The sequence below is a fragment of the Hydrogeniiclostridium mannosilyticum genome, from assembly GCF_003268275.1.
In the GTDB taxonomy this organism is placed as follows: domain Bacteria; phylum Bacillota; class Clostridia; order Oscillospirales; family Acutalibacteraceae; genus Hydrogeniiclostridium; species Hydrogeniiclostridium mannosilyticum.
Window position 1 is genome coordinate 55,483 of sequence record NZ_QLYR01000008.1, and the last position, 25,806, is coordinate 81,288.

Sequence of the window (25,806 nt, forward strand, 5' to 3'; positions counted from 1 at the left end):
CTGTTTTCTGTCAAATTACTTCATGATGCATAAACGGGCGCGCTATGCGTAAAACCCGTATAGCCCTCCCGTTTATCCGTTTCATTCTAAAAAATTAAAGGCCGATTCTTTTCATCATTTCTGCATAGGCCTCTTCCACACCGCCCATATCACGGCGGAAGCGGTCTTTATCCAGCTTCTCATGGGTATGAATATCCCAGAAGCGGCAGGTATCCGGAGAAATCTCATCCGCCAGCAAAATCTTCCCATGGAAACGGCCAAATTCGAGTTTAAAGTCAATCAGTTCAACATCGATCTGCTTAAAGAAATCACAGAGGATTTCATTGACCTTCAGCGCCATGGCCGCGATTTCATCCACTTCTTCCTTTGTGGCAAAGCCGGCCGCGAGGATATGGTACTCATTGACCATTGGGTCGCCCAGGTCGTCATCCTTATAGCAGAATTCCAGCACCGTGCTTTTCAGCTCCGTGCCCTCTTCCAGTCCCAGGCGCTTGGCCAGGCTGCCCGCCGCCTTATTGCGGACAATGACCTCCAGCGGTACTATGGAAACCTTTTTGACAACCGTCTCCCGGTCGTTGAGCTCCTCAACCAAATGAGTGGGAATGCCATGCTTCTCCAACAGCTTGAACATAAAGTTGGACATGCGGTTGTTCACGATGCCTTTGCCGGTAATGGTTCCCTTTTTCTGGCCATTAAACGCGGTTGCGTCATCCTTGTAGTCTACAATGCAATAATCCTCATGATCTGTGGCAAATACCTTCTTTGCCTTTCCCTCATAGAGCTGTTCGCGCTTTTCCATGATGACTGACCTCCCAAAATAATTTTTGATGATCTTAACAGGGCTGTCCCTGGTTTAAATAATGTTCAGAAAAGATGAAACCTTCGTAATATCCACAACCGAAAGCTGCGTTGTTTTAACGTTTTTGCAGCAGGTCAAGAACGCGTTCGCCGTATCCAGCGACGTCAGGCAGGGCAGCCCACACTCTACCGCATTACGGCGGATCAGGTAGCCGTCACGGTTGTGTACCGCGCCTCTGGAGGGCGTATTGATGACCATGTCGATTTTCCCAGAGGTAATCAAATCCAGAATATCGGGCTTATTTTCACCGATTTTATTGGTGCGAATGGTAGGAATATCATGGTCATTAAAGTAATCCGAGGTGCCGGGGGTCGCATAAATGGTCCAGCCAAGGTCATGGAGCGCCTGTGCTATCGGCAGCACCTCTTCCTTATCGCTGTTTTTCACCGTAATAATAATACGGCCCTTGTTAATCATATGAACGCCGGCCCCGTAGAAGGCCTTAATCAGCGCCTCGTCATAAGTCCGGGCCACACCGAGCACCTCGCCGGTGGATTTCATCTCCGGCCCCAGATTAACGTCCGCGCCATAGAGTTTTTCAAAAGAGAAAACCGGCATCTTAATGGCAATCCAGTCCTTCTCCGGCTGCAGGCCATATTCATAACCCATCTCGGGCAGGGTTTTGCCGAAGAAGGTCCCCACCGCAAGCGGAACGATCGGAATATCCGTCACCTTAGTGATATAGGGCACCGTACGGGATGAACGGGGGTTGGCCTCAATCACATAGACCTCATTATCCTTGACAATAAACTGAATATTCAGCAACCCCTTGACCTTCAGCGCTTTTGCCAACTTGCGTGTATAGTCGACAATCACCTCCTGCATTTCCTTAGAAACGCCGATTGCCGGGTAAACCGAAATACTGTCGCCGGAGTGAACGCCCGCGCGCTCAATGTGCTGCATGATGCCCGGGATGAGAGAATCCACGCCGTCACAGACCGCGTCAACCTCAACCTCCGTACCCATGATATATTTATCGACCAGAATCGGATGCTCCTGCGTTACGCGGTTGATAATACCGATGTGTTCAATGACATCCTCGTCTGAATAGGCAATATGCATTCCCTGCCCGCCAAGCACATATGAGGGGCGGACCAGGACCGGGTACCCGAGATCATTCGCTGCCGCGATGGCTTCCGCGCAAGTAAACACCATGCGCCCCTCCGCCCTGGGAATATTGCACTCGTTCAAAACTGCGTCGAAGCGCTCGCGGTCTTCCGCACCGTCGATGCTGTCAAAGGAGGTGCCCAAAATTGGAACGCCCATTGCCTCAATGGCGCCAGCCAGCTTAATTGCCGTCTGCCCGCCGAACTGCACCACCGCGCCGTCCGGCTTCTCCAGTTCAACAATATGGAGCACATCCTCCTCGGTCAGCGGTTCAAAATACAGCTTGTCTGCTATATCAAAGTCTGTACTGACCGTCTCCGGATTGTTATTAACGATAATGGTCTCGCACCCCTGCTCCCGCAAGGCCCATACACTGTGAACGGAACAGAAATCGAACTCGATACCCTGGCCTATGCGGATCGGACCGGAGCCAATGACCAGAATTTTCTTTCTGTCCGAGTTCGGAATAGATTCATTCTGGCTTCCGTAGCGCGAATAGTAATAAGGCGTCTGCGCGTCAAACTCCGCAGCGCAGGTATCTACCATCTTATAGACCGGCGCAATCTCCCAGCGCTTCTGAAGCGCCCGCAGCTCTTCCACAGGTTTGCCGGTCAGTTCTGATATTGTCCGGTCCAGGAAGCCGGTCTCCTTCGCTTTCAGCAGCAGGGTACGGTCAAGTTCATCTCCGCTTAGACTCTTTTCCACCCGGACAATCTCCATAATCTTATCCAGGAACCAGGGGTCAATTTTGGTAATCGCATGGATTTCCCCGATGGTAACCCCTCTGCGAAGCGCTTCTGCAATTACAAACAGGCGGCGGTCGTCCACATCATGCAGTTTTTGCAGAAGCTCCTCTCTGGTCAGCCCCTTGAGGCTCTTATCAATCAAGCTGAAGGAATTTTGCTCCAAAGAACGAACAGCCTTCATCAGGCCCTGCTCAAAGGTCGGCGCAATGCTCATTACCTCGCCCGTGGCCTTCATCTGCGTCCCCAAGCTGCGTTTGGCGTAGACGAATTTATCAAACGGCCACTTGGGAATTTTCACAACGCAATAATCCAGCGTCGGCTCAAAGCAGGCAAACGTTTTTTGCGTAATGGCGTTGGGGATTTCATCCAGCGTATAGCCCAGCGCTATTTTGGAGGCCACCTTGGCAATCGGGTAGCCCGTCGCCTTGGAGGCGAGCGCCGAGGACCGGCTGACTCGCGGGTTGACCTCAATGACGCAATATTCAAAGCTGTTGGGATTCAGCGCAAACTGCACGTTGCAGCCGCCCGCCACCTTCAGCTCGGTAATAATATCCAGCGCAGCGGTGCGCAGCATCTGCGTTTCCTTATCCGCCAGCGTTTGGCAGGGCGCCACAACAATGGAATCGCCCGTGTGCACGCCAACCGGGTCAAAGTTTTCCATATTACAAACGGTAATGCAGTTGCCGTTGCTGTCCCGCATAACCTCGTATTCAATTTCTTTCCAGCCGGAGATACAGCGCTCAATCAAAACCTGATGCACGCGGCTGCGGTGCAGGCCCAAGGAGGCAATAGTGGCCAGTTCCTCCTTGTCATGGGCAATGCCGCCGCCGCTGCCGCCGAGCGTGTAGGCCGGGCGAATGACTACCGGGTAGCCAATCCGGGCCGCAATCTTCAGGCAGTCCTCCAGCGACTCGGCCACCTCGCTCTCCGCGCAGGGCTGGCCGATCCGGTCCATTGCCTCCTTGAAAAGCTCGCGGTCTTCCGCCATGCGGATGGTATCCGCACTGGTACCGATCATTTCCACATGGTGCTCGCGCAGGAAACCGGACTCCTCCAGTTCTACCGCCAGGTTCAGCGCGTTCTGCCCGCCCAGCGTCGGCAGAATACTGTCGGGATTTTCTTTCAGGATTACCTTTTTAACCGTCTCCGCCGTCAGTGGTTCAATGTATACCTTATCCGCAATTTCACGGTCGGTCATAATGGTCGCCGGGTTGGAGTTAATCAGAATGACCTCTACCCCCTCCTCCCGCAGCGCGCGGCAGGCCTGTGTACCGGCATAGTCAAACTCTGCGGCCTGGCCAATGATAATCGGACCGGAGCCGATGATGATTACTTTTTTAATTTCCTGTCTTCTGCTCATAGCTGGCCTCCTCCGATCAGATGAATAAATTTGTCAAAGAGAAATCCGGTGTCGAGCGGGCCCGGAGAAGCCTCAGGATGGAACTGCACCGAAAAGACCTTGCCGTTTTTATAGGTCAGGCCTTCCACGCTTTGATCATTCATGCTGACAAAGCTGACATCGGCAACCGCCGGATCCACCGTGCCGGCGTCAACGACAAAGCCATGATTTTGCGAGGTAATGTAAACCCGGCTTGTCTGTAGGTCTTTTACCGGGTGGTTAATACCCCGATGTCCATATTTTAACCGATACGTGCTTGCGCCCTTCGCCAGGGCCATCAGCTGGTGTCCAAGGCAGATGGCAAACGTCGGAATACCGTAGTCATAAACCTTTTTCAGTTCCTGAATTGCCTTTGTGCAGGCTGTCGGGTCGCCCGGTCCATTGCTCAGCATGATCCCATCCGGGTTAAAAGCCAGCATATCTTCAAAATTCGCGTCATACGGGAAACACTTTACCGTACAGCCGCGCTTCACCAGAGAACGGACGATGTTCAGCTTTACACCGTAATCCGCCAGGGCGACCCGGATTTTTCCATCCCCATACACCTTTCCGCCATTGCAGCTGACTTCCGGGACGTGGGACTTCAGCGCAAAATCTCTGATTTTCTGCTGCATAGCGGCGGTATCAATATTCTCGCCATAGCAGATCATCCCCTTCATCGTCCCGCTCTCACGCAAAATCCGGGTCAGGGCCCGGGTATCCAGGCCATACATGCCCGGAATTTTATTTTGCTTAAGATAAGTGTCAAGAGAAAGATCGCAGCGAAAATTGCTGGCAAGCCCGGAAACTGAGTGTACAATAAAGGCGCCGAGCCACGGCCGGGTAGATTCCGCGTCATCATAGCAAATCCCATAGTTCCCCATCAGCGGAAAGGTCATGACCACTCCCTGCCCGGCATAAGAAGGGTCTGTCAAAAGCTCTGTGTAGCCGCACATAGCAGAATTAAATACAACCTCACAAAGAACGTCGTGTTCGTAGCCGAACCCGACGCCTTCAAAAGTCTTTCCGTTTTCCAGCATTAGCAATGCCTTCATTCAACCACCATCCATCTTTTAAAATCAAGCCGGGCAGCGGTGAGACGCCTCTCCAGCAAACCTACAAACGACCGCGAACAGAACCCATCGGCTTCAACGCCCGCCGATGCTTGTCCTTTTTACATTATTATATCAAATTATAATGGAACCGTCAAAGACAAATTCCGCTCCGCCTTCCATATATACCGTGCCGTCCAAAGCCCAGTCGATCCTCAGGTCCCCGCCCAGCAGATGCACCAGTACACTGCGCTGTGCACGGCCCGTAAGAGCCGCAGCGACGGCAGAAGCACATGCCCCTGTACCGCAGGCCATCGTCTCGCCGGACCCGCGCTCCCAGACGCGCATCTCCAGTTCATCCGGCGAAATTACGCGAATGAACTCTACGTTTGTCTTCTGAGGAAACCAGGGGTGGTTCTCAATCGCCCTGCCTACGCGCTCAACCGGGGCAGCAGCAGGATTTTCCACAAACAGCACCGTGTGCGGGTTTCCCATTGAAACGCACACGCCATGGTACAGTACGCCATCCACCTCAAGCGGCAGGTCCTGCGCCGAGGCCCCCTCCGGCGGTAGCACGGGAAGCTCGGCGGCGTCCAAGCCGGGCTTACCCATGTCAACCTGAATAGACTTCACACAACCGTTCGCTGTATTTAAATGAAGCTCCTTGATTCCGCTCAGGGTCTCAATTTGCAGGCAATCCTTTTTTACAATCCCTTTTTCATAGAGGTACTTTCCCACACAACGAATCCCGTTCCCGCACATCATAGCCCGGGAGCCGTCGGCATTATATAGATCCATCATCGCATCCGCCTGTTCAGAGGGGCGAATCAAGATCAGCCCGTCCGAGCCAATGCCAAAATGGCGGTCGCTGAGCCGCACCGCCAGCTCCTCCGGATGGGGTACGTACTCTTCAAAACAGTTCACATAAATATAATCGTTGCCAATGCCCTGCATTTTGGTGAAATTCATGGGTAACCTCCGTGCAAACTCAGAACTTATTTAGGTATTTCTCAATCTCCCATTGCGAAACCCGGGTAGAATACTCATTCCACTCTTTTTCCTTCGCCTCGGTATATTTTTCATACACATGGTCGCCAAGCGTCTCCTTCATAAAGGGATCGGCTTTCATAAGAATAACGGCTTCACGCAGCGTGGAAGGCAAATTTTCTATTCCGTTTACCACGCGGTCTTCCTCTGTCATATCATAAATATTCGCGGAAACAGAAGCCGGAGGCATGAGGTCCTCTCGGATTCCTTCCAGGCCGGCCGCCAACAGAACCGCCAGCTCCAAATAAGGGTTGCAGGCCGGGTCGGGCGAACGCAGCTCAACACGCGTGCCCATGCCGCGGCTGGCCGGCACACGGATCAGCGCACTGCGGTTGCTCTCCGTCCAGGCGATGTAACAGGGCGCCTCATAACCGGGCACCAGCCGTTTATAGGAGTTTACCAGCGGGTTCGTAATGGCGCACATGCCCTGGATGTGCTTCAAAATCCCCGCAATGAAATTATAGGCAATACGGCTCAGGCCGTTGGGGGAGTCCGGGTCATAAAAGGCGTTTTTACCATCCTTAAAAAGGCTCATGTTGGTATGCATACCAGACCCCGCCTGCCCGAACAAAGGCTTTGGCATAAACGTAGCGCAAAGGCCGTGGGAATCCGCAGCGGATTTCACCACCATTTTAAAGGTCAAAATATTATCTGCCGCACTCAGCGCCTCACTGTACTTAAAGTCAATCTCATGCTGAGCGACTGCGCATTCATGGTGGGAGGCCTCGATTTCAAACCCCATATCCTCCAAAGTCAGGCAAATATCCCGGCGGCAGCTTTCACCGACATCGGACGGGCCCATGTCAAAATAGCCGGCCGCGTCATAGGTGTTGGTCGTCGGGTGGCCGTACTCATCGGTATTGAAGAGGAAAAACTCGCACTCAGGGCCCACGTTAAAGCGGTAGCCCATATCAGCAGCCTCCTGAAGGGTTTTGCGCAGCAAATAGCGGGGGTCCCCCTCAAACGGCGTGCCGTCCGGCTTATAAACATCGCAGATCAAGCGGGCAATATGCCCGTGCTGGTGGTGCCAGGGCAAAATGCAGAAGGTGTCCAGATCCGGCCGCAAATACATATCGGACTCCTCAATCCTGACAAAGCCTTCAATAGAGGAACCGTCAAACATACACTGGTTATCCAGCGCCTTTTGTGCCTGGCTTCTTGTGATGGCCACATTTTTCAGGGAACCAAAAATATCGGTGAATTGCAGCCGAATAAATTTGACGTCGTTTTCTTCCAGTAGTCTTAATACATCTTCTTTCGTATACGATGGCATACTAAAAATTCCTCCTATTGTATAAGTTCTTCAAAGAACCGGCAGACAAGCATACAGCCAAAATCCAGCCTAAACCGTTACTTTGGTGTAAATAAAAATAACAAGGCCGCTCTGCTGACAGAACCTCCTTGTTATGATTTCTATATAATATTTTACATTTATTTTATTATATCTGCCATAGCGTGTCAACATTTTTTCTGTTTCTTGGCACGATTTATCTGAATGCACAAAAAAAGAAGAATTTGCTCTCAATTTCCGTCTGTTTCCTTTTTATGCAATATTTAAAACAAAACTTGCATTTTGCCCATTTTCCCGCCCACCCGGATGCAAGAGGCTGCCCAAAGCAGGAGGCCGCGGCAAGCCCGCAGGCCCATAGTCCGGTTCCACCGTCAATAAGCCGTATAACCATCCTGCCTGTTCAAAAAAAGAGTCGTAAGAAGCCGCTGGTTATCTGATAAAACGGTCTTTCGCCAAAGCTTTATTTTTTTTTCGGAAACGATTGTTTTTTGAATAATTTTGTGATAAACTTGTAAACAGTAAGAATTTACATCAAAATATTAAGTGGAGGTTATTGCTATGTCCTATGTAAGTGAACAGCTGGAACATGTCATCCAATGTAACCCGGGCGAGCCGGAATTTCATCAAGCCGTTACGGAAGTGCTGAAAACGTTGGAGCCTGTTATTGAGCAGAACCCCAAATACCAGGAGGCCGGTATTCTGGAGCGCCTGACCGAGCCGGAACGCCAGATAAAGTTCCGCGTAACCTGGGTGGACGACCAGGGCAAGGTCCGCGTTAACCGCGGCTACCGCGTACAGTTCAACTCTGCGATTGGGCCTTATAAGGGCGGCCTCCGCTTCCATCCTTCCGTTAACCTTGGCATTATTAAATTTCTCGGGTTTGAGCAAATTTTCAAAAACTCTCTGACCGGCCTGCCCATCGGCGGCGGCAAAGGCGGTTCGGACTTCGACCCGAAGGGTAAGTCTGACCGCGAAATTATGGCCTTCTGCCAGAGCTTTATGACCGAACTCTACCGCCACATCGGTGCCGATGTGGACGTTCCCGCCGGCGACATCGGCGTAGGCGGCCGTGAAATCGGATATTTATTCGGCCAGTATAAGCGCATCCGCAATATGTATGAGGGTGTTCTCACCGGAAAAGGCCTGACCTTCGGCGGTTCGCTGGCTCGTACGCAGGCGACGGGCTACGGACTTCTCTATTTCACCGAGGCCATGCTGAAGAAAAGCGGATCTTCTGTTGCAGGCAAAACCATCGCTATCTCCGGCGCCGGCAACGTGGCCATTTATGCTTGTGAAAAAGCGGTGCAGTTGGGCGGCAAGGTCGTCACCATGAGCGACTCCACCGGCTGGATTTACGATGCCGAGGGCATTGACCTCGATGCCGTTAAGGAAATCAAGGAGGTCACGCGCGCACGTCTTAGCGAATACAAAAATTACCGCCCGAACGCGGAATATCATGAGGGCAAGGGCGTCTGGAGCGTAAAGTGTGACATCGCTCTGCCCTGCGCCACCCAGAATGAGCTCCTGCTCGACGATGCCAAGGCTCTGGTAGCCAACGGCGTAATTGCTGTTGCCGAGGGCGCAAATATGCCGACCTCCATCGAGGCAACTGAATATTTACAGGCTAACGGTGTGCTGTTCGCCCCCGGTAAGGCCAGCAATGCCGGCGGTGTTGCAACCTCCGCTCTGGAAATGTCCCAAAACAGCATGCGCCTCTCCTGGTCCTTTGAGGAGGTTGACGCCAAGCTGAAGGGCATTATGGAAAACATCTTTGCACAGGCTGACGCCGCCGCTGAAAAATACGGCGCACCAAAGAACTATGTTCTCGGCGCCAATATCGCGGGCTTTGTCAAGGTGGCAGAGGCTATGATGGCCGAGGGCGCTATCTAAGACCGGCCGCGGCAAGCAGGTAAAAATTTCTATATGGCAAAGAGTGGCGGATCCCTATGGATGATGTGTGAATCCATGAGGGCCGCCGCTCTTTTTTATTTTCAGGATAGCCTGTATTTTTCCGCAGGCATCTGCCTATTCTTGCTATATAGAACCCGCTATGCCCCCTCGTTTCTCTAAATTTTTATTGACAGCGGCCGTCAACGCCAGTATTCTATAAGAGTGTTTTTTTATTTTTGCCGTTTAAAGAAGCGCTTTCATCAGCCGGCACGATGAAAGCCTTTCTTTCATCGATCCAGCCGGCAGTTAGGATTTGCAACGATATGAAAAACAGTAGAATTTTACTTACCCTGAAAAGTATGATCGTAGGCGGCACCATGCTGGTTCCCGGTGTCAGCGGCGGCTCCATGGCCATGATTCTCGGTATCTACGACAAGCTTGTATCCTCCGTAAGTTCTTTTATGAAGGACAAGCGCAAAAACCTGATTACACTTGTCCTTTTTGCGATCGGCGGCGGAATCGGTATGCTGCTCTTTGCCAACCCCTTACTTCGGCTCATCGAGTGGTCCCCCATGCCTACACTCTATTTTTTCATCGGTGCTGTCGCCGGTGGTATTCCGCTTATGGTCAAGCAGGCAGAGGTTAAAAAATTCTCATGGAAACAGCCGTTTTATGTCGCCGCCGGCATTTTGATCGTCCTGCTTTTCACCTTTATTCCCACTGGCACCTTCCAAGCGGGGTCCGACAACGGTATTGTCAATTTCCTTTTGCTTATGCTGGCGGGCTTTATTGCCGCCGTCGCCCTAGTACTGCCGGGAATTAGCGTTTCCTATTTTCTGCTGCTTCTCGGCCTGTACGATGAGACCATGCGCGCTATTACCACGTTTTATTTTCCTTTTTTAATTCCCCTGGCCCTCGGGCTGCTGCTGGGGATCATTCTCACCACCAAGCTACTGGAACGCGCCATGAAACGCCACCCTCAACCGACCTACCTGATTATTCTCGGCTTTGTGCTGGGGTCTATCGCCGAGGTTTTTCCTGGTATTCCCACCTGGCCGGAGCTGCTTTTGTGCCTCGTTACCCTTGTTGCTGGCTTTCTGGCCATCTATTTCCTCTCCCGTCAGGAACTGAAGTATGAGGAAGCATGACACCGGCAACGGGGCGCCATACGGTTCGCGCCGGCCCCCGAATCCTGATAGAAGCCTCGTTGTTTTACCCGATAAATTGTAAAGTTTTAAGGTGCTTCCGCTCCGCCGGGCGGAGAGAAAAACGGCCTCTGCCCCGACAAAGGAACGCCGTTGGTTCGAGTAATTGAACCAACGGCGTTCCTTTGTTTGGTTATAAAGAGCTTATCGTATTTTTACTGAGAAGCCCAGACTTTCGCTCTCGCCCGGATTCAGTGTCCGCATAGCGTGCTTTTCTGTGAATTCATCGCCTTCATCCGTTCTTGTCGCGCAACCCGCCCATGGCTCCAGGGCAACAAACGGGCCCCTGTTCCGCGCGGACCAAATGCCCAGCATCGGGAACTGAGAAAAATCCATTTCCACTCCCCTGTCTGAAACACGGCTCAGCAAACGAACCTTTCTGGAAGAAAGATTCTCAAAAACCAAGGCATCTTCCGCAAACAGTTCATGCCGAAGCGGCAGGATATCCATGTGCTCAAAATGCTTGAGTACATGGAATACATCGATTAACCCGCCTTCCGCAATGCGGGGACAATCTGCCGTCTCCTTTTTCTCAAAGCGGACTTCATAATCTTCAAACCGTTCCCCCGGCAGCAGCGGCACGTTAAAGGCCGGGTGCCCGCCTATGGCATAGGGCATGGAAACATCTCCCGCATTCTCGACCGTAAAAACGGTGCTAAGCACATTTTCAGCCAAGCTGTATTCTACCCGCAGCACAAACTCAAAGGGGTATTCCTGTTTACTCTGCTCATCTGCCTTCAAGGTAAAAACTACCCGGCTCTTCGATTGCTTATCTGCCTGGAAAACCCGGTGGCGGGCCAGGCCGTGCTGCTTCATCGTATACCAATTTCCGTTGATCCGAGTCTTGCCATCTCGAAGAGCACCGACAATCGGAAACAGAACCGGGGCACAGCCGCTCCAGTAGGCCGGGTCCCGCTGCCAAAGATATTCCACACCGTCTGCGGCGCACAGGCTCATCAGCTGCGCCCCCTCCGGCGAAATCTCAGCCGTTAGGGTGCCGTTGGAAAGCTGAATCCATTCCTTCATGACGATTGTTCCCCTTTCTTCGCGCTATTTGAGCTCGTTTCTTAGCTTTGCCTTTTTATAAATAACGATGCCGATATACAGCGCCAGGAATCCGGCCAGAACCGCCACCAGTGTCATGGTCTCACCGGGGCCACCCATCTTTACCTCAGCCCACAATGTGTCAAGCTGAAGGCTTGTTTCGGTGGGTAAATTGACAAAAACCTCCGAACGATCCAGAACCTCCTGTGGGGGGTAAAAAATCGGGCTTTCCACCATCTCCTCCGGCAGCAGCTCTTTTGCGGCGCTTTCCGGTGTGGAGTAGCCAATATATTCCATGTTGGCGGCAGCAATTTCCGGGTCGCATAAAAAATTAATATACGCTTCTGCCTCAGCCTTATGCTGGCTGCCCTTAGGAATACACATGGCATCGACAAAGAAGTTGGTGCCCTGCTCAGTGGGGATGGTAAAACCGATATCCTCGTTATCTTCCACCAAAATCGCCGCGTCTCCTGCATAATAAGGCCCTAGCCAGGCCTCGCCGTTTTCCATCTTGCTGAAAATCTGGTCCATAACATAAGCCTGTACCAAAGGCTTTTGCTGCTTTAGTAGGTCTGCTGCTTGAATCCATTCATCCGCATCCGTGGAATTAAACGAAAAGCCGAGCAGCTTTTGTGCAATGCCGAATGTATCTCTCGGATTGTCAAACATGAGGATTTTACCCGCATATTTTTCGTTCCACAGCACATCCCAGCTCTTTGTCTCCTCCTCAGAGACATAATTTTTGTTGTAGAAGATGCCCACAACTCCCCAGGTGTAGGGGACCGAATACTCATTTTCAGGGTCATAAAGCGGGTTGCGGTACGCCTCGTCTATATATTGGAAGTTGGGAATATTGTTGAAATCTAGTTTTTCCAGCATCCCCTCGTCAATCATCTTTGAAATCATATAATCCGAGGGAATAATCACATCATAGCTGGCGCCGCCGCTTGCCAGCTTGGAATAAAGCGACTCGTTGTCCGGGTAAGTCGTATAATTCACCTGTATACCCGTGCGCCGGGTAAATTCCGCGTTGATGTCTATGGTTCCGTCCGTTCCGTCGGAGATATACTCCCCCCAATTATAGACGTTGATCGTCACGCCGGTGAGCGGGGCCGCCTCCTCGGTTTCTGCAAGAAGGGTTTTAGGAAAGGCTGCCCACACACCCAGGGCCAAAATCAGAACGCCGCAAAGGGCTGTTATACGCCGCCTCATGCTTCACCCTCCCTTTGCAGCTTTCTTTCCAGTTTTTTCTCCCTGGATTGCCGGATATTAACTACCAGCAACAGAAGGAGAATGATGACAAACAGAAGTGTGGAGAGTGCGTTGATTTCAGGACTGATTCGTTTACGAGTCATGGAATAGATAAAAATCGGCAGTGTCTGGGTAGTGCCGCTGGTAAAATAGCTGATGATAAAATCATCAATCGAAAGAGTAAAGGCCATTATCATGCCGGTAATAATCCCGGGCATAATCTCTGGCAGCACGACCTTGACAAAAGCCTTGGCCGGCGGGCACCCCAAATCCTGCGCCGCCTCATACAGATTAGCGTCCATCTGGCGCAGCTTCGGCAGCACCGAAAGGATCACGTATGGTAGGCAGAAGGTAATATGTGCGAGAATGATGGACAGCATTCCCAGCTCCCAGTCAAACGCGTTGGCAACGAACACAAACAGCAGCATAAGAGAAACACCTGTGACAATTTCCGGGTTAACCATTGGGAAATTCGTCACGTTCATAACCAGGCGCTTCCGCCATTTTTTCATATTGCTGATGCCAATGGCTGCCGCTGTTCCCAGCACCGTGGCAAATATTGCCGCCACCAGGGCAATAATCAGGGTGTTTTTCAGGGCATCCAGCAGCATACGGTCCTCAAACATCTGGACATACCATTTAAAGGTAAAGCCGGACCAAACTGTCCTGCTCTTTGTGGCAGAATCATTGAAGGAAAAAACAATCAGAACCACAATCGGAGCATATAAAAAAATAAAAATCAAAGCAACGTAAATTCTTGAGAGTAATTTTTTCATATCATAATCCCTCCCGTTGCCTTCTCGCCGTCATCAAACTGATTCATAATACCCATACAAATCAGAATCAGCACCATCAGCACCAATGAAATGGCCGAGCCCAGATTGGGGTTGTAAGCGCTGCCGAGGAACTGCATATCAATCAGGTCTCCAATCAGCAGATTGGCTCCGCCCCCAAGCATTTTAGAGATAATAAAGGTGCTGACTGCGGGCACAAACACCATGGTAATGCCGGAAATTACCCCCGGCATGCTGATGGGGAAAACCACCTTTAGAAAAACGCGTTTTCCATCGGCCCCCAAGTCCTGCGCCGCCTCAATGACCGAATTATCGATTTTGGTCAATACGGAATAGATGGGCAAAATCATATAAGGAACATAGTTGTAAACCATGCCGAGAACCACTGCTCCCGGCGTATTGATAAGCGGTAGGCGCCCCAGGCCGATTGCCGCCAAAAAATTATTTATTAGGCCGTTATCCTCCAGCAGGGTCATCCATGCATAGGTGCGCAGCAGAAAATTCATCCACATCGGCAGCATAACCAGCATAATCATTACATTCTGCCGCCGCGCCTTGCAATGCGCAATAATATAGGCCAAGGGGTAACCAATGAGCAAGCAAACAAACGTCGCAATTGCGCCCAGCCAGATCGAGCGCAGGAATACGTTGGAATACTGCCCCACCTGCATAATATTTTCCAGGCTAAAGGACCCGGATTTATCCGTAAAAGCAAAAAATATAACCAGGAACATTGGAACGATGATAAAAATCGCCATCCACACCAGATAAGGCGCCGCTGCAGCTTTCGACTTCAATCTACTTCCGCCTCCTCGCCATTGTCATTCTGAGGCATATATTCATCCATTTCGTCGCTGAATGTGCTGTAATCGCCAAAAGTCCCCGAATATTCAGACTTTTTCATAATATGGATGTCGTCCGGCGTCAGCTGCAAGCCAATACGCTTGCCAGCCTCCTGGTAATCCGTCGACTGGATCATCCATTTAAAGCCCTGTACATCCACAATGAACTCAAAATGGACCCCTTTAAATGTCACGCTCGTTACCTCGCCCGTGAGCATCGTTGACTCCGGCTCCACCATGTCGATGTCCTCCGGACGAATGACCACATCGACCGGCTCATCTTTGGCAAACCCCTTATCCAAGCACTTAAACTTTTTGCCTGCAAATTCACACAGGAAGTCCTCATGCATAATGCCGTCCAGAATATTACTTTCACCGATAAAATCCGCGACAAAGGCGTTTTTCGGCTCATTATAAATATCCTGCGGCGTACCAATCTGCTGAATAATCCCCTTGTCCATAACCACCACGGTGTCGCTCATAGACAGCGCTTCCTCCTGGTCATGCGTGACAAAGATAAATGTAATACCCGTGGCCTGCTGGATCTTTTTCAGCTCCACCTGCATGTCCTTGCGCAGCTTCAGGTCCAGCGCGCCGAGCGGTTCGTCCAGCAGCAGGATTTTAGGGTCGTTGGCGAGCGCGCGCGCAATTGCCACGCGTTGCTGCTGCCCGCCGGAAAGCTGGTGGATCCCCCTGTGGGAAAAGCCCGAGAGGTTGACAAGCTCCAGCATCTCCTTGACGGTCTTTTTTACTTCGCTCTCCTTTTTACCGTGGACCCGCATCCCAAACGCCACGTTATCATACACATTCAGGTGCGGAAACAGGGCATATTTCTGGAAAATGGTGTTGACAGCACGCTTATGCGGCGGCAGGTCGTTGATCCGCTTTCCGGAAAAAAAGACGTCGCCGGCATCCGGTTTGATAAAGCCCCCTATGATGCGCAGCGTCGTCGTTTTGCCGCAGCCAGAGGGCCCGAGCAGGGTAACAAATTCCCCGTCTCGTATGTTCAGGTTTAAATCCTGAAGCACATTCTCCCCGTCAAACGACATTGAGATGTTTTTGAGCGAAATAATTGGTGAGTTTTCCATAATCTGCATCCCCTTTGCGGTAATATCGTTACGTTAAGCCCGGCGCTTGGGCCCGCCGCAAAACAGGTTTACGGCAAACCCTCGAAAAATCACTTTCAGGCCGGCAGCGGCCCTATTTTCGCAATGGCAACGAAAAAATGCTTTTTCTCGGACAGCCTCCGCCGCATAAAGCGCGCATCGGCAAATCCAAGACGCAAGCCCCAGCCATATGGTTTCAGAGTTCTGCCCCCGCAAAGAAATAAAAAACGAAGTGGTCGCGGCAGTATCAGATGGCCAGTTATTTTACGGATGCAAACGCAACGATATAAATATAGAGAAAAAAGCCTTAATTGTCAAGATAATTTTTTATTTTTCTGCAAATTTCCACTTTAATCTAAAATACATGTAAAATTAAAGTGATTTCCTCTGTTTTTCTCTTGAATCCTTTTATTTTCTCTTTCTATATTTCTCCACTACTATTTTTATGCCGCGGGCTTCTTCAGCACCGTATCCCCCATCCGGCAAAAATTTTGTAATTTCACTGCAAACGTGGTAAAATATCAAACCAGGCGAATGCGCATAAATAAGCGGTAAAGGTTGGCGAATGTGCAGATGGCAACTGAATTATTTAGCAAAAAAAGCCTTAAAAGGCTGATTTTCCCCCTGATTATTGAGCAGATTTTGGCAGTGACCGTCGGCATGGCGGACACCATCATGGTTTCGTCGGTAGGTGAAGCCGCCGTTTCCGGGGTGTCCCTGGTCGATATGATCAATGTCCTACTCATTAATATCTTTGCAGCGCTCGCAACCGGCGGCGCAGTCATCACCTCTCAATACCTCGGCGCCCATGCCCCTGAAAAAGCGCGCAGCTCTGCAAACCAGCTTATACTTTCCTCTCTGGTGATTTCGGCCGCCGTCATGATTTTTACCTATTTCCTGCGTTCCGCTCTGCTTCGCCTGATCTTCGGTTCCATTGCGGATGATGTCATGCAGAACGCGCTGACCTACTTTGCCATATCCTCGTTTTCCTACCCTTTTATTGCCCTTTACAATTCCTGCGCAGCACTGTTCCGATCCATGGGAAATTCCAAAATTTCCATGGTAACCTCGCTGATTATGAATGCCGTCAATATTGCTGGAAATGCTATTTTAGTCTTTATATTTCACATGGGGGTCGCCGGCGTCGCTCTGCCCTCGCTGATCTCCCGTGTTCTCGGCGCATTGATGCTGCTTGTCCTGCTGCACCGCCGCAAGCATGAGGTCTATTTGACCTACCGCTCCTGTTTGCTGCCCAAATGGGCGATAATCAAACGGATTTTACATATCGGCATTCCAAATGCCCTCGAAAACAGCATGTTTCAGCTGGGCCGAATCCTCGTTGTCAGCATCATTGCTACTTTCGGCACGGTTCAAATTGCCGCGAACGCTGTAGCCAATAATCTGGACGCGCTTGGCTGTATCCCCGGGCAGGCCATGAGCCTGGCGATGATTACCGTTGTCGGGCAGTGTGTCGGTGCACGTGACTACGAACAGGCCAAGCACTACGCCAAACGCCTAATGAAAACGACCTACCTCATCACCGCACTTTTAAACGGCGCTATCTTGCTGGCCCTCCCCCTCATCCTTTTCTTTTACAACCTTTCACCGGAGACGCTCAGCCTTGCCACTACCCTTGTCTTTATTCATGACGGCTGCGCCATTCTGCTGTGGCCCGCCGCCTTTACCCTGCCCAACGCCCTGCGGGCTGCGAACGACGTCCATTTTCCCATGGTCATCTCTATTTTCTCCATGTGCCTGTTCCGCATTATCTTCAGCATCCTCCTCGGTCAAAATCTAGGCTGGGGCGCAGTGGGTGTTTGGGTTGCCATGGTTCTGGACTGGATATTCCGTGCCGTCTGTTTCATTTGGCGATTCGCCGGGGGAAAATGGCAGCTGAAAAAACTGTAAACCGCGTAATTTATGAATGAATAAAAAATGAATCGAAAACTATTTTAATAAAACGTTGCAGTTTTTCACAAAAAAATATACAATATATTTTATGAATACCACTTATTCTGCCCATATTATCTAGGAGGCCACTCTTTATGATTGATTATACCGGGCTCGAATGCCCCATATGTGGAGAAAAGTTTACCGCCCAGGACGACATTGTCGTATGCCCTGAATGCGGCGCACCCTATCACCGCGCCTGCTATTTGCGTGAAGGCAAATGCGCTTTTGCAGATAAGCACGGCACTGCTGAGGCATGGCAGCCGCCTAAAAAAGAAGCCGCACAAGAAAACGCGGAAGCACAGAGCAAGGATGAAAAGCGCTGTCCACGCTGTGGAAAGTCCAATTCCAGCCAAGCGCTTTTCTGCGACCACTGCGGTCTCCCGCTCTCCGGTGGCCAAGCTGCGCCGCCAGCCTACACCGCCTCAGGCGGGTTTCCCCCATTCCAGGGCGTTCCTCCGCAAGCCCCAACCGGAGGGCCTCAGAACGGCCCGGCGTCTCCTCAGGGTCCCTTTCAGAGCCCATTTGGCGCCGCCCCTTTCTTTTTAGACCCTATGGGCGGCGTTAATCCCAACGATCAAATCGACGGTGCGCCGGTAAACGATATTGCTAAATTAGTACAGACAAACACCGCCTATTACCTGCCTACCTTTTTTAATCTGCGCCGGTACCGCCGGAACCGTTTCAATTTTTGCGCCTTTCTGTGCAGCGGCGGCTGGATGCTATATCGGAAACAATATAAGACAGGAGCGATCGTGACCGCTTCCATGCTCTTGCTATTTATTCTGGAGATTTATTTTACCGGCCTGTCGCAGCCCATCATAACCAACATGCTGATTCAGGCGGGCGCATCCCCAGGTACTGCCGTCACTATGGAGCAATATATGCAGGCTATGCAGGGTCTTTATTCTCTCCCCTGGACAGACATGCTGATTTTAATCATCCCCTTCCTCTGCAGCTTGGGGCGCCTCATCATTATGTTTATTATTGGGTTTACCGGCAACAAAATGTATTGTAAGCACTGTGTCCAGAAAGTCCTGCGCATACGCGAATCCACCGGCGTCCCCGACGAACAGGCCCTGCAGCTGCAACAACAGGGCGGCGTCAATACCGCGCTTGCCGTTTGCATGTTGGTTTGCTATGTGATTTTAATGTGTATTCCCCAGCTAATGATTTAACGGTGTTCAGAGTCTGTTTATTAAGATTGATAAAAGCAAAGGAGTTTCGAGATCATGAAAGTTACAAAAGCAGTTATTCCCGCAGCCGGCCTGGGTACGCGTGTTTTGCCCGCTACAAAATCCATGCCGAAAGAGATGCTGCCGATTGTCGATAAACCCGCCATTCAGTACATTGTCGAAGAGGCCGTACAATCCGGCATCACCGACATACTCATCATTACTAACCGTGGCAAAGGCTTGATAGAGGACCATTTTGACCGTGTCCCCGAGCTGGAGGCCCGCTTAGAAAACGGCGGCCCCGAAAAGGAAGCGATTTTAAAGGATGTAATCGACATCGCCCACCGGGCCAATATCTATTTTGTACGCCAGAAGGAGACTCGCGGCCTGGGCCATGCCGTCAATTGCGCCCGCTCCTTTATTGCCAACGAACCCTTTGCCGTACTCTACGGCGACGATGTCATTTTGGGGAAAAATCCGGTGTGCGGGCAATTAATCCGTGCTTATGAGGAATTTGGGCTCGGGGTACTCGGTGTGAAGGAGGTCAGCCCTGCGGCTATTCACAAATACAGCTCCCTGAAGGTTGAAAATATTCGCGGCTGTTATTATAAATGTACGGACATGATCGAAAAGCCCAGTGAGGGGCAGGTCATGTCGCTGTTTTCCATTTTAGGCCGCTGCGTGCTGCCGCCGGAGATCTTCGACATTCTCGATCAAACCGCACCCGGGGCCGGCGGGGAAATCCAGCTCACTGATGCCATGTGTACGCTCGCACGCAGCAAAGGCATGGTTGCCGTGGACTTTGACGGGCGCCGTTATGATATGGGTAATAAGCTCGGCATTATGCAGGCAAACTGTGAGGTCGCGCTTGAGCATCCTGAAATTGGCGGCGCATTCCGGACTTATCTGAAGGAGCTTGCCAAAACTCTGTAAGCATGTTTTGCAGAAGATTAGCCTTGACTTTAGCAGGATGGTCTGGTATAATTTTTCTGTTAAACTGTGTGGGAATGCAGTTTTTATCCTTGCTCCGGTTTATGCCGGGGCCAAAGTCCAAAAGGAGGTGTCACAATGCCAGAAGTAAAACATTCCTATGAAACTGTTTTTATCCTCTCCACAAAGCTGGGTGAGGAGGAAACCGCCGCCCTGGTGAAAAAGTTTACCGATTTGGTTGCGGCAAACGGTACCGTAGACAGCGTTGACGAGTGGGGAAAGCGCAAGCTCGCCTATGAAATCAACAAGGAGAGCGAGGGCTATTACACGCTGATCAATTTCACCAGCGTTCCGTCCTTTACCGCAGAGCTGGACCGTGTTTACAAAATTACAGACGGAGTGCTTCGTTCTTTAATCATTCGCAAGGATGTATAAGGATTGAAAGCCTGAAAAGCTGAAAGAGAGTGATTTCATGCTCAACGCTGCTATTCTCATGGGCCGCTTGGTAGCCGACCCCGAACTGCGGCATACATCAAACGATATTTCTGTGACAAGCTTTACCGTTGCTGTCGACCGTTCATATGTTAAATCCGGGACGGACCGTCAGGCCGATTTTATCGACGTAGTCGCTTGGCGCAGCACTGCTGAGTTTGTTTGTAAGTATTTCCGTAAAGGCCAGCTGATTGCTATTCAGGGCTCCATTCAAACCAGAACCTATGTTGACAAGGACAACAACAAGCGCAAGGCGGTTGAGGTTGTCGCTGACAGCGTCCATTTTGCGGAGCCTAAGCGTGACAGCGCCGCTTCCGGGAGCACGTATCATTCGCGCCCTGATTCCATGGAACCAGCCGCGCCGGCCTATTCCAATGGAAGTGTTGGCGATTTTGAGGAGATTCCCTCGGATGACGACCTTCCGTTCTAACAGTTTCAGAAGATCACAATAAGGAGGTTTTAGCATGGCTGAACGCAACGATAGACCCGAGAGGTCTGACCGCCGTCCCGGCGGGCGCAAGGGCCGCAAAAAGGTTTGCGCCTTCTGCGTAGATAAAGTAGAATCCATCGATTACAAGGATGTTGCAAAGCTCCGCCGCTTTATTTCTGAGCGCGCGAAGATTCTGCCCCGCCGTGTAACCGGCACCTGTGCCCGCCATCAGCGCGAGCTGACCGTCGCCATTAAGCGCGCCCGTCATCTTGCACTGCTTCCCTTCAGCAGCGACTGAGGCACTATAACGGATTTAGATAAAAGAGACAAGCAACATTGCTTGTCTCTTTTTGAACTTTTAAGGAGATTACCGATGATTATCGATGCACATATTCACCTATTTCCGGATCCAATTGCCCAAAGAGCAATTCCGCACCTGGCCTCCATCTGCAAAAGCCCCGCCTTCACCGATGGTACTCTGGCCCAAACAGAACAAAAGCTGCGAGAATGGGGCGTAAATATCGGCGTTGCCATGCACATTGCCACCAAGCCATCCCAGCAAAAAAGCGTTAATACATGGGCCGCTTCCATTCAAGGCGGCCGGCTTCTTTGCTTTGGCTCCGTCCACCCGGATGCCGAGGACTGGCCCGAGGCTCTTCAATATATCAAAAACGCCGGGCTGCGCGGTATTAAAATGCATCCGGATTACCAGGATTTTTTTATTGACGATAAACGCTTATTTCCCATTTATGACGCGATAGCCGCCCTGGAGCTTCCCGTCACCTTTCATGCAGGCTGGGACCCGCTGTCTCCCGATTGTGTCCACGCATCGCCCGCGGCGATTAAAAGGGTTGCCAAGCTTTTTCCAAAATTAAAAATAATCGCCGCTCATATGGGAGGTATGCGCCTTTACGACGAGGTCGAAGAAACGCTGGCAGGGAGTGATCTCTTCTTCGATACCTCCATGTCCGCCCGTCTCTGTCCACCGGAACAATTTGTCCGCCTAGTCCATAAGCATGGCGCCGATCATGTTCTGTTTGCCAGCGACTGCCCCTGGAGCCGTTCCTGCGATGAGCTCCAATATATTGAGGCCTCTTCCCTCTCCAGTGCGGAAAAGGAAAAAATTTACTTTCGCAATGCCTGCGAACTTTTTCACCTGCCAATCTGACAAAATACTTGCAAAGCGCTGTCAATCAGGCTATACTTCTTTCATATCCCGATTATTAAAACTGGAGGAGTTAACAACCATGCAGTACACATCGATTCGCCCTGGGCAGGTTTGGCTGGATACCAACGGAAACCGTATTCAGGCGCACGGCGGCTCTATTATGGCTATTGGCGACACCTTCTACTGGTACGGCGAAAACAAGGAAAAGACACGGCCGGACAACGGCATTTGGCACTGGGGGGTTCGCTGCTACACATCCAAGGACCTCTATAACTGGGAGGACCGGGGCCTTATCATTCCACCCGAGCCCGACGATCCCTCTTCCCCCATTCATCCGTCCAAATGTATGGACCGCCCGCATATTCTGTATAACCGCTTCACTAAAAAGTATGTTTGCTGGCTGAAAATCATGGAGAAGGACGGTACTCAGACCGAAACCGTGCTGACCGCCAGTGATATTCTGGGCCCTTATACCATGGTTCACCGCGGCCTACGCCCCTTGGGTATGAGCGCAGGAGATTTCGACCTTGTGTGCGACCCTGTGGACGGAAAGGCCTACTATTACTTTGAACGGGTTCACAGCGAATTGATCTGCGCGGATCTGACCGACGATTACACCAATGTCACCGGCTATTATTCCACTCATTTTCCACTCGTACAGCCTCCCTTTGTCCGCGAGGCTCCCGCCCATTTTCTTCGCCGGGGCAAGCATTACCTGTTTACCTCCGGGACCACTGGCTATCATCCGAACCCCTCTGAGATTGCCTGTGCGGATACCTACCACGGTCCGTGGACGCTTTTGGGCGACCCGCATCCATTCGACACCTCACGCACCTCTTACAACTCACAGATTACGTCTGTATTTAAACATCCCGGCAAGAAGGACCTATACATCGCTTTAGCCGACCGCTGGATTCCTAATCTGCCAACCGAGGGCAGCGAGGACTTTGCCTCCGGCGCACAGTCCCGCCATACTCAAACCTTGTTTGAATATATGTTTAACCCCGACCCCGAAATTCGCCAAAAATGTCCCGTCCCCTTCACAGCATACGATGAAAGCCTCTCACATCCCAACACCTCCATTGCCGATTATGTGTGGCTTCCCATCCGTTTCGACGGAGACATCCCCTACCTGAGCTGGGAGGACGAATGGCGAACCGAGGACTTTGCGTAAGAACCTCAAGTACTTGCTTTCACGGCAAGACCAGAAGCACGAAAATTCTCTGTGGCTAAAAATTAATTCATGATATTAGAAGGACATCATAAAAGGCCTGTGCGGTTTTAACCGCACAGGCCTTTTGCCTATTCAAAACAAATATATTATCCCTGAGTGCTCGTATTCGTTTCTGGATTTGGGCCCTTGCTGACGACTAGAACCACCTGAGAACCATAGGGCAACTGCGTACCCGCCTGTGCATCCTTATAGCCGATTACGCTGCCAGCCGGTATCGTATCGCTATACTGCTCAATCTTCGTTGGAATAAAGCCTCTATCTGCAACAGCTGTAGAGGCCTCGGCCAATGGCTTTCCAGCAACATCCGGCAGTTCGCGGTTTCGCGGGCCTTTGCTGACAACAACCACAATCGCCGTTCCCTTCGCCATATCATTTCCTGCTTCGGGTGTTTGAGAAATAATATAGCCCTCCGGTACAGTGTCGTCAAACTCCTTGGCCGAAGCAGCCAAAACCTGATAATCTTTTGTAGTTTCGGCTGCCAGCTCATCATAATTTTTACCAACTAAATTAGGCGCGGGGATGGTGTCCTCCGCAGTGCTGGAGACCTCCGAGGCCTCCGATTCCAGTTGAGAGGGAAGCTCAGATAAAACCGCCGATGAACTTTCACTTTCCGTTCCTCCAAAGCTTCCGCCCGTTGAAAGCCAGATCACACCGGCCAAGGTAAAGACCGCTAGACAAATCAGGCACGAGCCTACAGCCCACACAAAACGCGGAACTCCTTTTTTCTTCTCGGGCAGCTCCGGCTCGGCATTTAGCGGATAAGGCGAAGGCATATTCCTGAGTTCTGTGTTGGCAATGCTGGACGTTACACTGGGCGCCGCCGAAAGCTCCTCACGTAAACGCTCAAAGGTTTGCGTACGCTTATCCGGCGCTACCTGAAGCCCGTTCGCCAATGCGGAAACCACGTGCGGGGGAATATCACGAATAATCGAGGTTGGGATCAGCAGCCTTGAATCCGCTCGCCTTTTTAGGGCGTCCTGCGGAAGTAAGCCGGTTAGCGCAAAGAAAAGCGAGGCCGTAAAACCATAAACATCTGTCGCCTCATTGGGCGTATAGCCTTTTACATACTGTTCAATTGCCGCACAGCCCGGAACCACGTCAAAGGGAAGCTCCATCTCGTCACGGCGAACCGCAGTGGTGCAAAAGCCCTCCAGGCGCATTTTCCCGTCCTGAGTAACCACCAAGGTTTCCGGCGAGATGCCCAAATGGCAGATTCCTGCCGCGTGCAGGGTACTTAAGGCCGACAGCACCGGCATAAACAGCGGCCTTGCGTCGTTCCACAGCAGCTTTCCACCCCTGCGCTCAACAAAAAAACGAAGGCTGATGCTTTCTCTCCATTCCGATACAGTATACGCGGTGTGGTTCTCTTCAAAAATATCATAGATCTGTACAATTGCCGAAAGCTCCCGCAAATGGGCCACTTTTCTCGAATATTCCAAAAAGTTAGCGATGCATTCATCAAAGGCAACCTCTTTTCCCCCGATGATGCGAACCACAGCGCCATCCTCTGTGCGGGCACACAGGGTCGATGGATAAAACTCGCGGACAGCAACAGAAATATTCAGTACCGTGTCGTAACCAATATAGGTAATCCCCTCGCCGTTACGGTTTTTCTCACGGCCAATGATATAACGCCCTTGCAGCCGAGTATGAAAAGGCAGCGCGTCGCCCCTTTGCCTCTCATTTGCCGGATAGCCGCAATTCGGGCAGGCCTCTTTGCCGTCGAGCTCCGACATACAGTTCATGCACAAGGTTTTACCCTCATGATTGATAATATCCGACATAGCAGCACCTCTCCCTTGCCCGTTATTGCCTAACAAGCTTATTCTTCGCTTTCTGCATCCGGATTATCCCAATTGTGCCATACATTTTGCACGTCATCGTTGTCTTCCAGTGCATCCAGCAGCCGCTGCATCTTGGTGGCGGTGTCTTCATCCGCCAAGGTCGTGTAGGTACTGGGTACCATTTCAATTTCAGCCGAAACAAATTCATAGCCTTTGTCCTCCAGCGCTTCCCGAACGGCACTGAAGTCATCCGCCTCCGTATAAACCTCAAAAACATCCTCATCCGCCTGAAAATCAGAAGCGCCCGCCTCCAGGCAGTCCTCCATTACCCGGTCCTCGTCGCGCCCTTCCTTTTCAATGACGATAACGCCTTTTTTCTCAAACAGAAAAGAGACACAGCCGGTGGTTCCCAGGTTCCCCCCAAATTTATCGAAATAATGGCGCACATCGGCCGCCGTACGGTTGCGGTTATCCGTAAGTGTTTCTACAATAACGGCAACACCGCTCGGGCCATAGCCCTCGTAGGTAATGTCCTCATATTTGGTCGTGTCGCCGTCGCCGGCCGCCTTTTTGATAATGCGGTCTATATTATCGTTTGGTACATTGGCAGCCTTCGCCTTCGCTATACAGTCCTTTAACCGGGAATTTGATGCAGGGTCAGGGCCACCGCCTTCTTTAACCGCTACAGCCAGTTCACGGCCGATTTTTGTAAAAATCTTTGCCTTTGCGCCGTCGGTTTTCTCTTTTTTTCGCTTGATGTTGTTCCATTTCGAATGGCCTGACATAAAAAATCCTCCGTTAATCTATAGAATAAAATAGCCAAAATACCTCGTCTTCTTTAAGTAGCGCCGTAAAAAAAGCCCTACTTGCTTCAAGAAGGGATTATTTAAGGTAATTATATCATAAAAACTTCCATATGACAAGTATTGCCGGTAAAGCGGGGAAAAGACGCTCCGCGCAAAGGAAAACTATTTGTTAATTTCCAAACCTTGTTATTGACATTACCGGAAGGTTTGAATTACAATTAATTG

22 protein-coding genes are annotated in these 25,806 nt (G+C 51.0%); 10 read left to right on the forward strand and 12 right to left on the reverse strand.

The genetic code is table 11. The features are described from left to right. Window positions 1-94: 94 nt before the first annotated feature. The 5 genes from purC to glnA all read right to left on the reverse strand — a co-directional run bounded on the left by purC (window position 95) and on the right by glnA (window position 7,462). Window positions 95-799 carry a phosphoribosylaminoimidazolesuccinocarboxamide synthase gene (purC, locus tag DPQ25_RS10980; RefSeq protein WP_112333225.1) on the reverse strand — a complete coding sequence of 235 codons (705 nt, stop codon included), beginning with the start codon at window positions 797-799 and terminating at the stop codon, window positions 95-97. A gap of 54 nt (window positions 800-853) precedes the next feature. After that, window positions 854-4,072, reverse strand: a complete 3,219-nt coding sequence (gene carB / locus DPQ25_RS10985) for a carbamoyl-phosphate synthase large subunit (RefSeq protein ID WP_112333226.1) — start codon at window positions 4,070-4,072, stop codon at window positions 854-856. After that, window positions 4,069-5,145, reverse strand: a complete 1,077-nt coding sequence (locus DPQ25_RS10990; RefSeq protein WP_112333227.1) for a carbamoyl phosphate synthase small subunit — start codon at window positions 5,143-5,145, stop codon at window positions 4,069-4,071. Before DPQ25_RS10990 ends, carB begins: the two co-directional genes overlap by 4 nt. 132 nt (window positions 5,146-5,277) lie before the next feature. Then, the gene (gene dapF / locus DPQ25_RS10995) at window positions 5,278-6,111 is read right to left on the reverse strand and encodes a diaminopimelate epimerase (protein ID WP_112333228.1); all 834 of its coding nucleotides are present in this window, start codon (window positions 6,109-6,111) and stop codon (window positions 5,278-5,280) included. A gap of 19 nt (window positions 6,112-6,130) precedes the next feature. Next, entirely contained in the window at window positions 6,131-7,462 is a 1,332-nt protein-coding gene (gene glnA, locus DPQ25_RS11000) for a type I glutamate--ammonia ligase (protein ID WP_112333229.1), read from the reverse strand. A 576-nt stretch (window positions 7,463-8,038) separates the two neighbouring features. On the opposite strand from glnA, the gene gdhA reads away from it, so the two are divergent. Then, window positions 8,039-9,370 carry an NADP-specific glutamate dehydrogenase gene (gene gdhA / locus DPQ25_RS11010; RefSeq protein ID WP_112333231.1) on the forward strand — a complete coding sequence of 444 codons (1,332 nt, stop codon included), beginning with the start codon at window positions 8,039-8,041 and terminating at the stop codon, window positions 9,368-9,370. Between the two features lie 323 nt (window positions 9,371-9,693). Continuing rightward, window positions 9,694-10,518, forward strand: a complete 825-nt coding sequence (locus DPQ25_RS11015) for a DUF368 domain-containing protein (RefSeq protein WP_112333232.1) — start codon at window positions 9,694-9,696, stop codon at window positions 10,516-10,518. A 201-nt stretch (window positions 10,519-10,719) separates the two neighbouring features. Here DPQ25_RS11015 and DPQ25_RS11020 read toward each other — a convergent pair whose 3' ends face one another. Genes DPQ25_RS11020 through potA form a run of 5 tightly spaced genes read right to left on the reverse strand, consistent with a single transcriptional unit; the run spans window position 10,720 to window position 15,594 of the window. Next, window positions 10,720-11,601, reverse strand: a complete 882-nt coding sequence (locus DPQ25_RS11020; RefSeq protein ID WP_112333233.1) for an aldose 1-epimerase family protein — start codon at window positions 11,599-11,601, stop codon at window positions 10,720-10,722. 24 nt (window positions 11,602-11,625) lie between these two features. Next, on the reverse strand, window positions 11,626-12,831 hold the full coding sequence (locus tag DPQ25_RS11025; RefSeq protein ID WP_112333234.1) for an ABC transporter substrate-binding protein: 1,206 nt from the start codon (window positions 12,829-12,831) through the stop codon (window positions 11,626-11,628). Further along, a complete protein-coding gene (locus tag DPQ25_RS11030) occupies window positions 12,828-13,646 on the reverse strand; it encodes an ABC transporter permease (RefSeq protein WP_112333235.1) in 819 nt (272 codons plus the stop codon). The genes DPQ25_RS11025 and DPQ25_RS11030 overlap by 4 nt, the downstream gene beginning before the upstream one ends. Beyond that, window positions 13,643-14,422: an ABC transporter permease gene (locus tag DPQ25_RS11035; RefSeq protein WP_112333281.1), complete on the reverse strand. Its 780-nt coding sequence runs from the start codon at window positions 14,420-14,422 to the stop codon at window positions 13,643-13,645. Before DPQ25_RS11035 ends, DPQ25_RS11030 begins: the two co-directional genes overlap by 4 nt. A 35-nt stretch (window positions 14,423-14,457) precedes the next feature. Beyond that, window positions 14,458-15,594: a spermidine/putrescine ABC transporter ATP-binding protein gene (gene potA / locus DPQ25_RS11040; protein WP_112333236.1), complete on the reverse strand. Its 1,137-nt coding sequence runs from the start codon at window positions 15,592-15,594 to the stop codon at window positions 14,458-14,460. Between the two features lie 591 nt (window positions 15,595-16,185). Between potA and DPQ25_RS11050 the strand changes: the two genes are divergently transcribed. From DPQ25_RS11050 to DPQ25_RS11085, 8 genes are all read left to right on the forward strand, one after another. Then, entirely contained in the window at window positions 16,186-17,520 is a 1,335-nt protein-coding gene (locus tag DPQ25_RS11050) for an MATE family efflux transporter (protein ID WP_112333238.1), read from the forward strand. Window positions 17,521-17,657: 137 nt separating this feature from the next. Further along, window positions 17,658-18,740 (forward strand): RING finger protein, encoded by a 1,083-nt coding sequence (locus DPQ25_RS11055; protein ID WP_112333239.1) that lies wholly within the window; start codon window positions 17,658-17,660, stop codon window positions 18,738-18,740. A 54-nt stretch (window positions 18,741-18,794) separates the two neighbouring features. Next, window positions 18,795-19,670: a UTP--glucose-1-phosphate uridylyltransferase gene (locus tag DPQ25_RS11060; protein WP_177577015.1), complete on the forward strand. Its 876-nt coding sequence runs from the start codon at window positions 18,795-18,797 to the stop codon at window positions 19,668-19,670. Window positions 19,671-19,805: 135 nt separating this feature from the next. Further along, entirely contained in the window at window positions 19,806-20,102 is a 297-nt protein-coding gene (gene rpsF / locus DPQ25_RS11065) for a 30S ribosomal protein S6 (protein ID WP_112333241.1), read from the forward strand. Between the two features lie 37 nt (window positions 20,103-20,139). After that, window positions 20,140-20,589: a single-stranded DNA-binding protein gene (locus DPQ25_RS11070; protein ID WP_112333242.1), complete on the forward strand. Its 450-nt coding sequence runs from the start codon at window positions 20,140-20,142 to the stop codon at window positions 20,587-20,589. 34 nt (window positions 20,590-20,623) lie between these two features. Beyond that, window positions 20,624-20,887 carry a 30S ribosomal protein S18 gene (rpsR, locus tag DPQ25_RS11075; RefSeq protein ID WP_112333243.1) on the forward strand — a complete coding sequence of 88 codons (264 nt, stop codon included), beginning with the start codon at window positions 20,624-20,626 and terminating at the stop codon, window positions 20,885-20,887. A 75-nt stretch (window positions 20,888-20,962) separates the two neighbouring features. Then, window positions 20,963-21,757: an amidohydrolase family protein gene (locus tag DPQ25_RS11080; RefSeq protein WP_112333244.1), complete on the forward strand. Its 795-nt coding sequence runs from the start codon at window positions 20,963-20,965 to the stop codon at window positions 21,755-21,757. 79 nt (window positions 21,758-21,836) lie between these two features. Next, on the forward strand, window positions 21,837-22,931 hold the full coding sequence (locus tag DPQ25_RS11085) for a family 43 glycosylhydrolase (protein ID WP_112333245.1): 1,095 nt from the start codon (window positions 21,837-21,839) through the stop codon (window positions 22,929-22,931). Between the two features lie 146 nt (window positions 22,932-23,077). Here DPQ25_RS11085 and DPQ25_RS11090 read toward each other — a convergent pair whose 3' ends face one another. Both DPQ25_RS11090 and DPQ25_RS11095 read right to left on the reverse strand, forming a co-directional pair. After that, window positions 23,078-24,775 carry a PASTA domain-containing protein gene (locus DPQ25_RS11090; RefSeq protein ID WP_112333246.1) on the reverse strand — a complete coding sequence of 566 codons (1,698 nt, stop codon included), beginning with the start codon at window positions 24,773-24,775 and terminating at the stop codon, window positions 23,078-23,080. A 38-nt stretch (window positions 24,776-24,813) separates the two neighbouring features. Beyond that, a complete protein-coding gene (locus DPQ25_RS11095) occupies window positions 24,814-25,560 on the reverse strand; it encodes a YebC/PmpR family DNA-binding transcriptional regulator (RefSeq protein WP_112333247.1) in 747 nt (248 codons plus the stop codon). Between the last annotated feature and the right edge of the window lie 246 nt (window positions 25,561-25,806).

Coding starts and splice junctions, on each gene's coding strand:
- rpsR (WP_112333243.1), top strand. CDS start 20,624: ATGGCTGAACGCAACGATAGACCCGAGAGGTCTGACCGCCGTCCCGGC.
- DPQ25_RS11070 (WP_112333242.1), top strand. CDS start 20,140: ATGCTCAACGCTGCTATTCTCATGGGCCGCTTGGTAGCCGACCCCGAA.
- gdhA (WP_112333231.1), top strand. CDS start 8,039: ATGTCCTATGTAAGTGAACAGCTGGAACATGTCATCCAATGTAACCCG.
- DPQ25_RS11025 (WP_112333234.1), bottom strand. CDS start 12,831: ATGAGGCGGCGTATAACAGCCCTTTGCGGCGTTCTGATTTTGGCCCTG.
- purC (WP_112333225.1), bottom strand. CDS start 799: ATGGAAAAGCGCGAACAGCTCTATGAGGGAAAGGCAAAGAAGGTATTT.
- DPQ25_RS11030 (WP_112333235.1), bottom strand. CDS start 13,646: ATGAAAAAATTACTCTCAAGAATTTACGTTGCTTTGATTTTTATTTTT.
- DPQ25_RS10990 (WP_112333227.1), bottom strand. CDS start 5,145: ATGAAGGCATTGCTAATGCTGGAAAACGGAAAGACTTTTGAAGGCGTC.
- DPQ25_RS11020 (WP_112333233.1), bottom strand. CDS start 11,601: ATGAAGGAATGGATTCAGCTTTCCAACGGCACCCTAACGGCTGAGATT.
- DPQ25_RS11085 (WP_112333245.1), top strand. CDS start 21,837: ATGCAGTACACATCGATTCGCCCTGGGCAGGTTTGGCTGGATACCAAC.
- DPQ25_RS11050 (WP_112333238.1), top strand. CDS start 16,186: ATGGCAACTGAATTATTTAGCAAAAAAAGCCTTAAAAGGCTGATTTTC.
- carB (WP_112333226.1), bottom strand. CDS start 4,072: ATGAGCAGAAGACAGGAAATTAAAAAAGTAATCATCATCGGCTCCGGT.
- dapF (WP_112333228.1), bottom strand. CDS start 6,111: ATGAATTTCACCAAAATGCAGGGCATTGGCAACGATTATATTTATGTG.
- rpsF (WP_112333241.1), top strand. CDS start 19,806: ATGCCAGAAGTAAAACATTCCTATGAAACTGTTTTTATCCTCTCCACA.
- glnA (WP_112333229.1), bottom strand. CDS start 7,462: ATGCCATCGTATACGAAAGAAGATGTATTAAGACTACTGGAAGAAAAC.
- DPQ25_RS11060 (WP_177577015.1), top strand. CDS start 18,795: ATGAAAGTTACAAAAGCAGTTATTCCCGCAGCCGGCCTGGGTACGCGT.
- potA (WP_112333236.1), bottom strand. CDS start 15,594: ATGGAAAACTCACCAATTATTTCGCTCAAAAACATCTCAATGTCGTTT.
- DPQ25_RS11055 (WP_112333239.1), top strand. CDS start 17,658: ATGATTGATTATACCGGGCTCGAATGCCCCATATGTGGAGAAAAGTTT.
- DPQ25_RS11080 (WP_112333244.1), top strand. CDS start 20,963: ATGATTATCGATGCACATATTCACCTATTTCCGGATCCAATTGCCCAA.
- DPQ25_RS11015 (WP_112333232.1), top strand. CDS start 9,694: ATGAAAAACAGTAGAATTTTACTTACCCTGAAAAGTATGATCGTAGGC.
- DPQ25_RS11095 (WP_112333247.1), bottom strand. CDS start 25,560: ATGTCAGGCCATTCGAAATGGAACAACATCAAGCGAAAAAAAGAGAAA.
- DPQ25_RS11090 (WP_112333246.1), bottom strand. CDS start 24,775: ATGTCGGATATTATCAATCATGAGGGTAAAACCTTGTGCATGAACTGT.
- DPQ25_RS11035 (WP_112333281.1), bottom strand. CDS start 14,422: ATGGCGATTTTTATCATCGTTCCAATGTTCCTGGTTATATTTTTTGCT.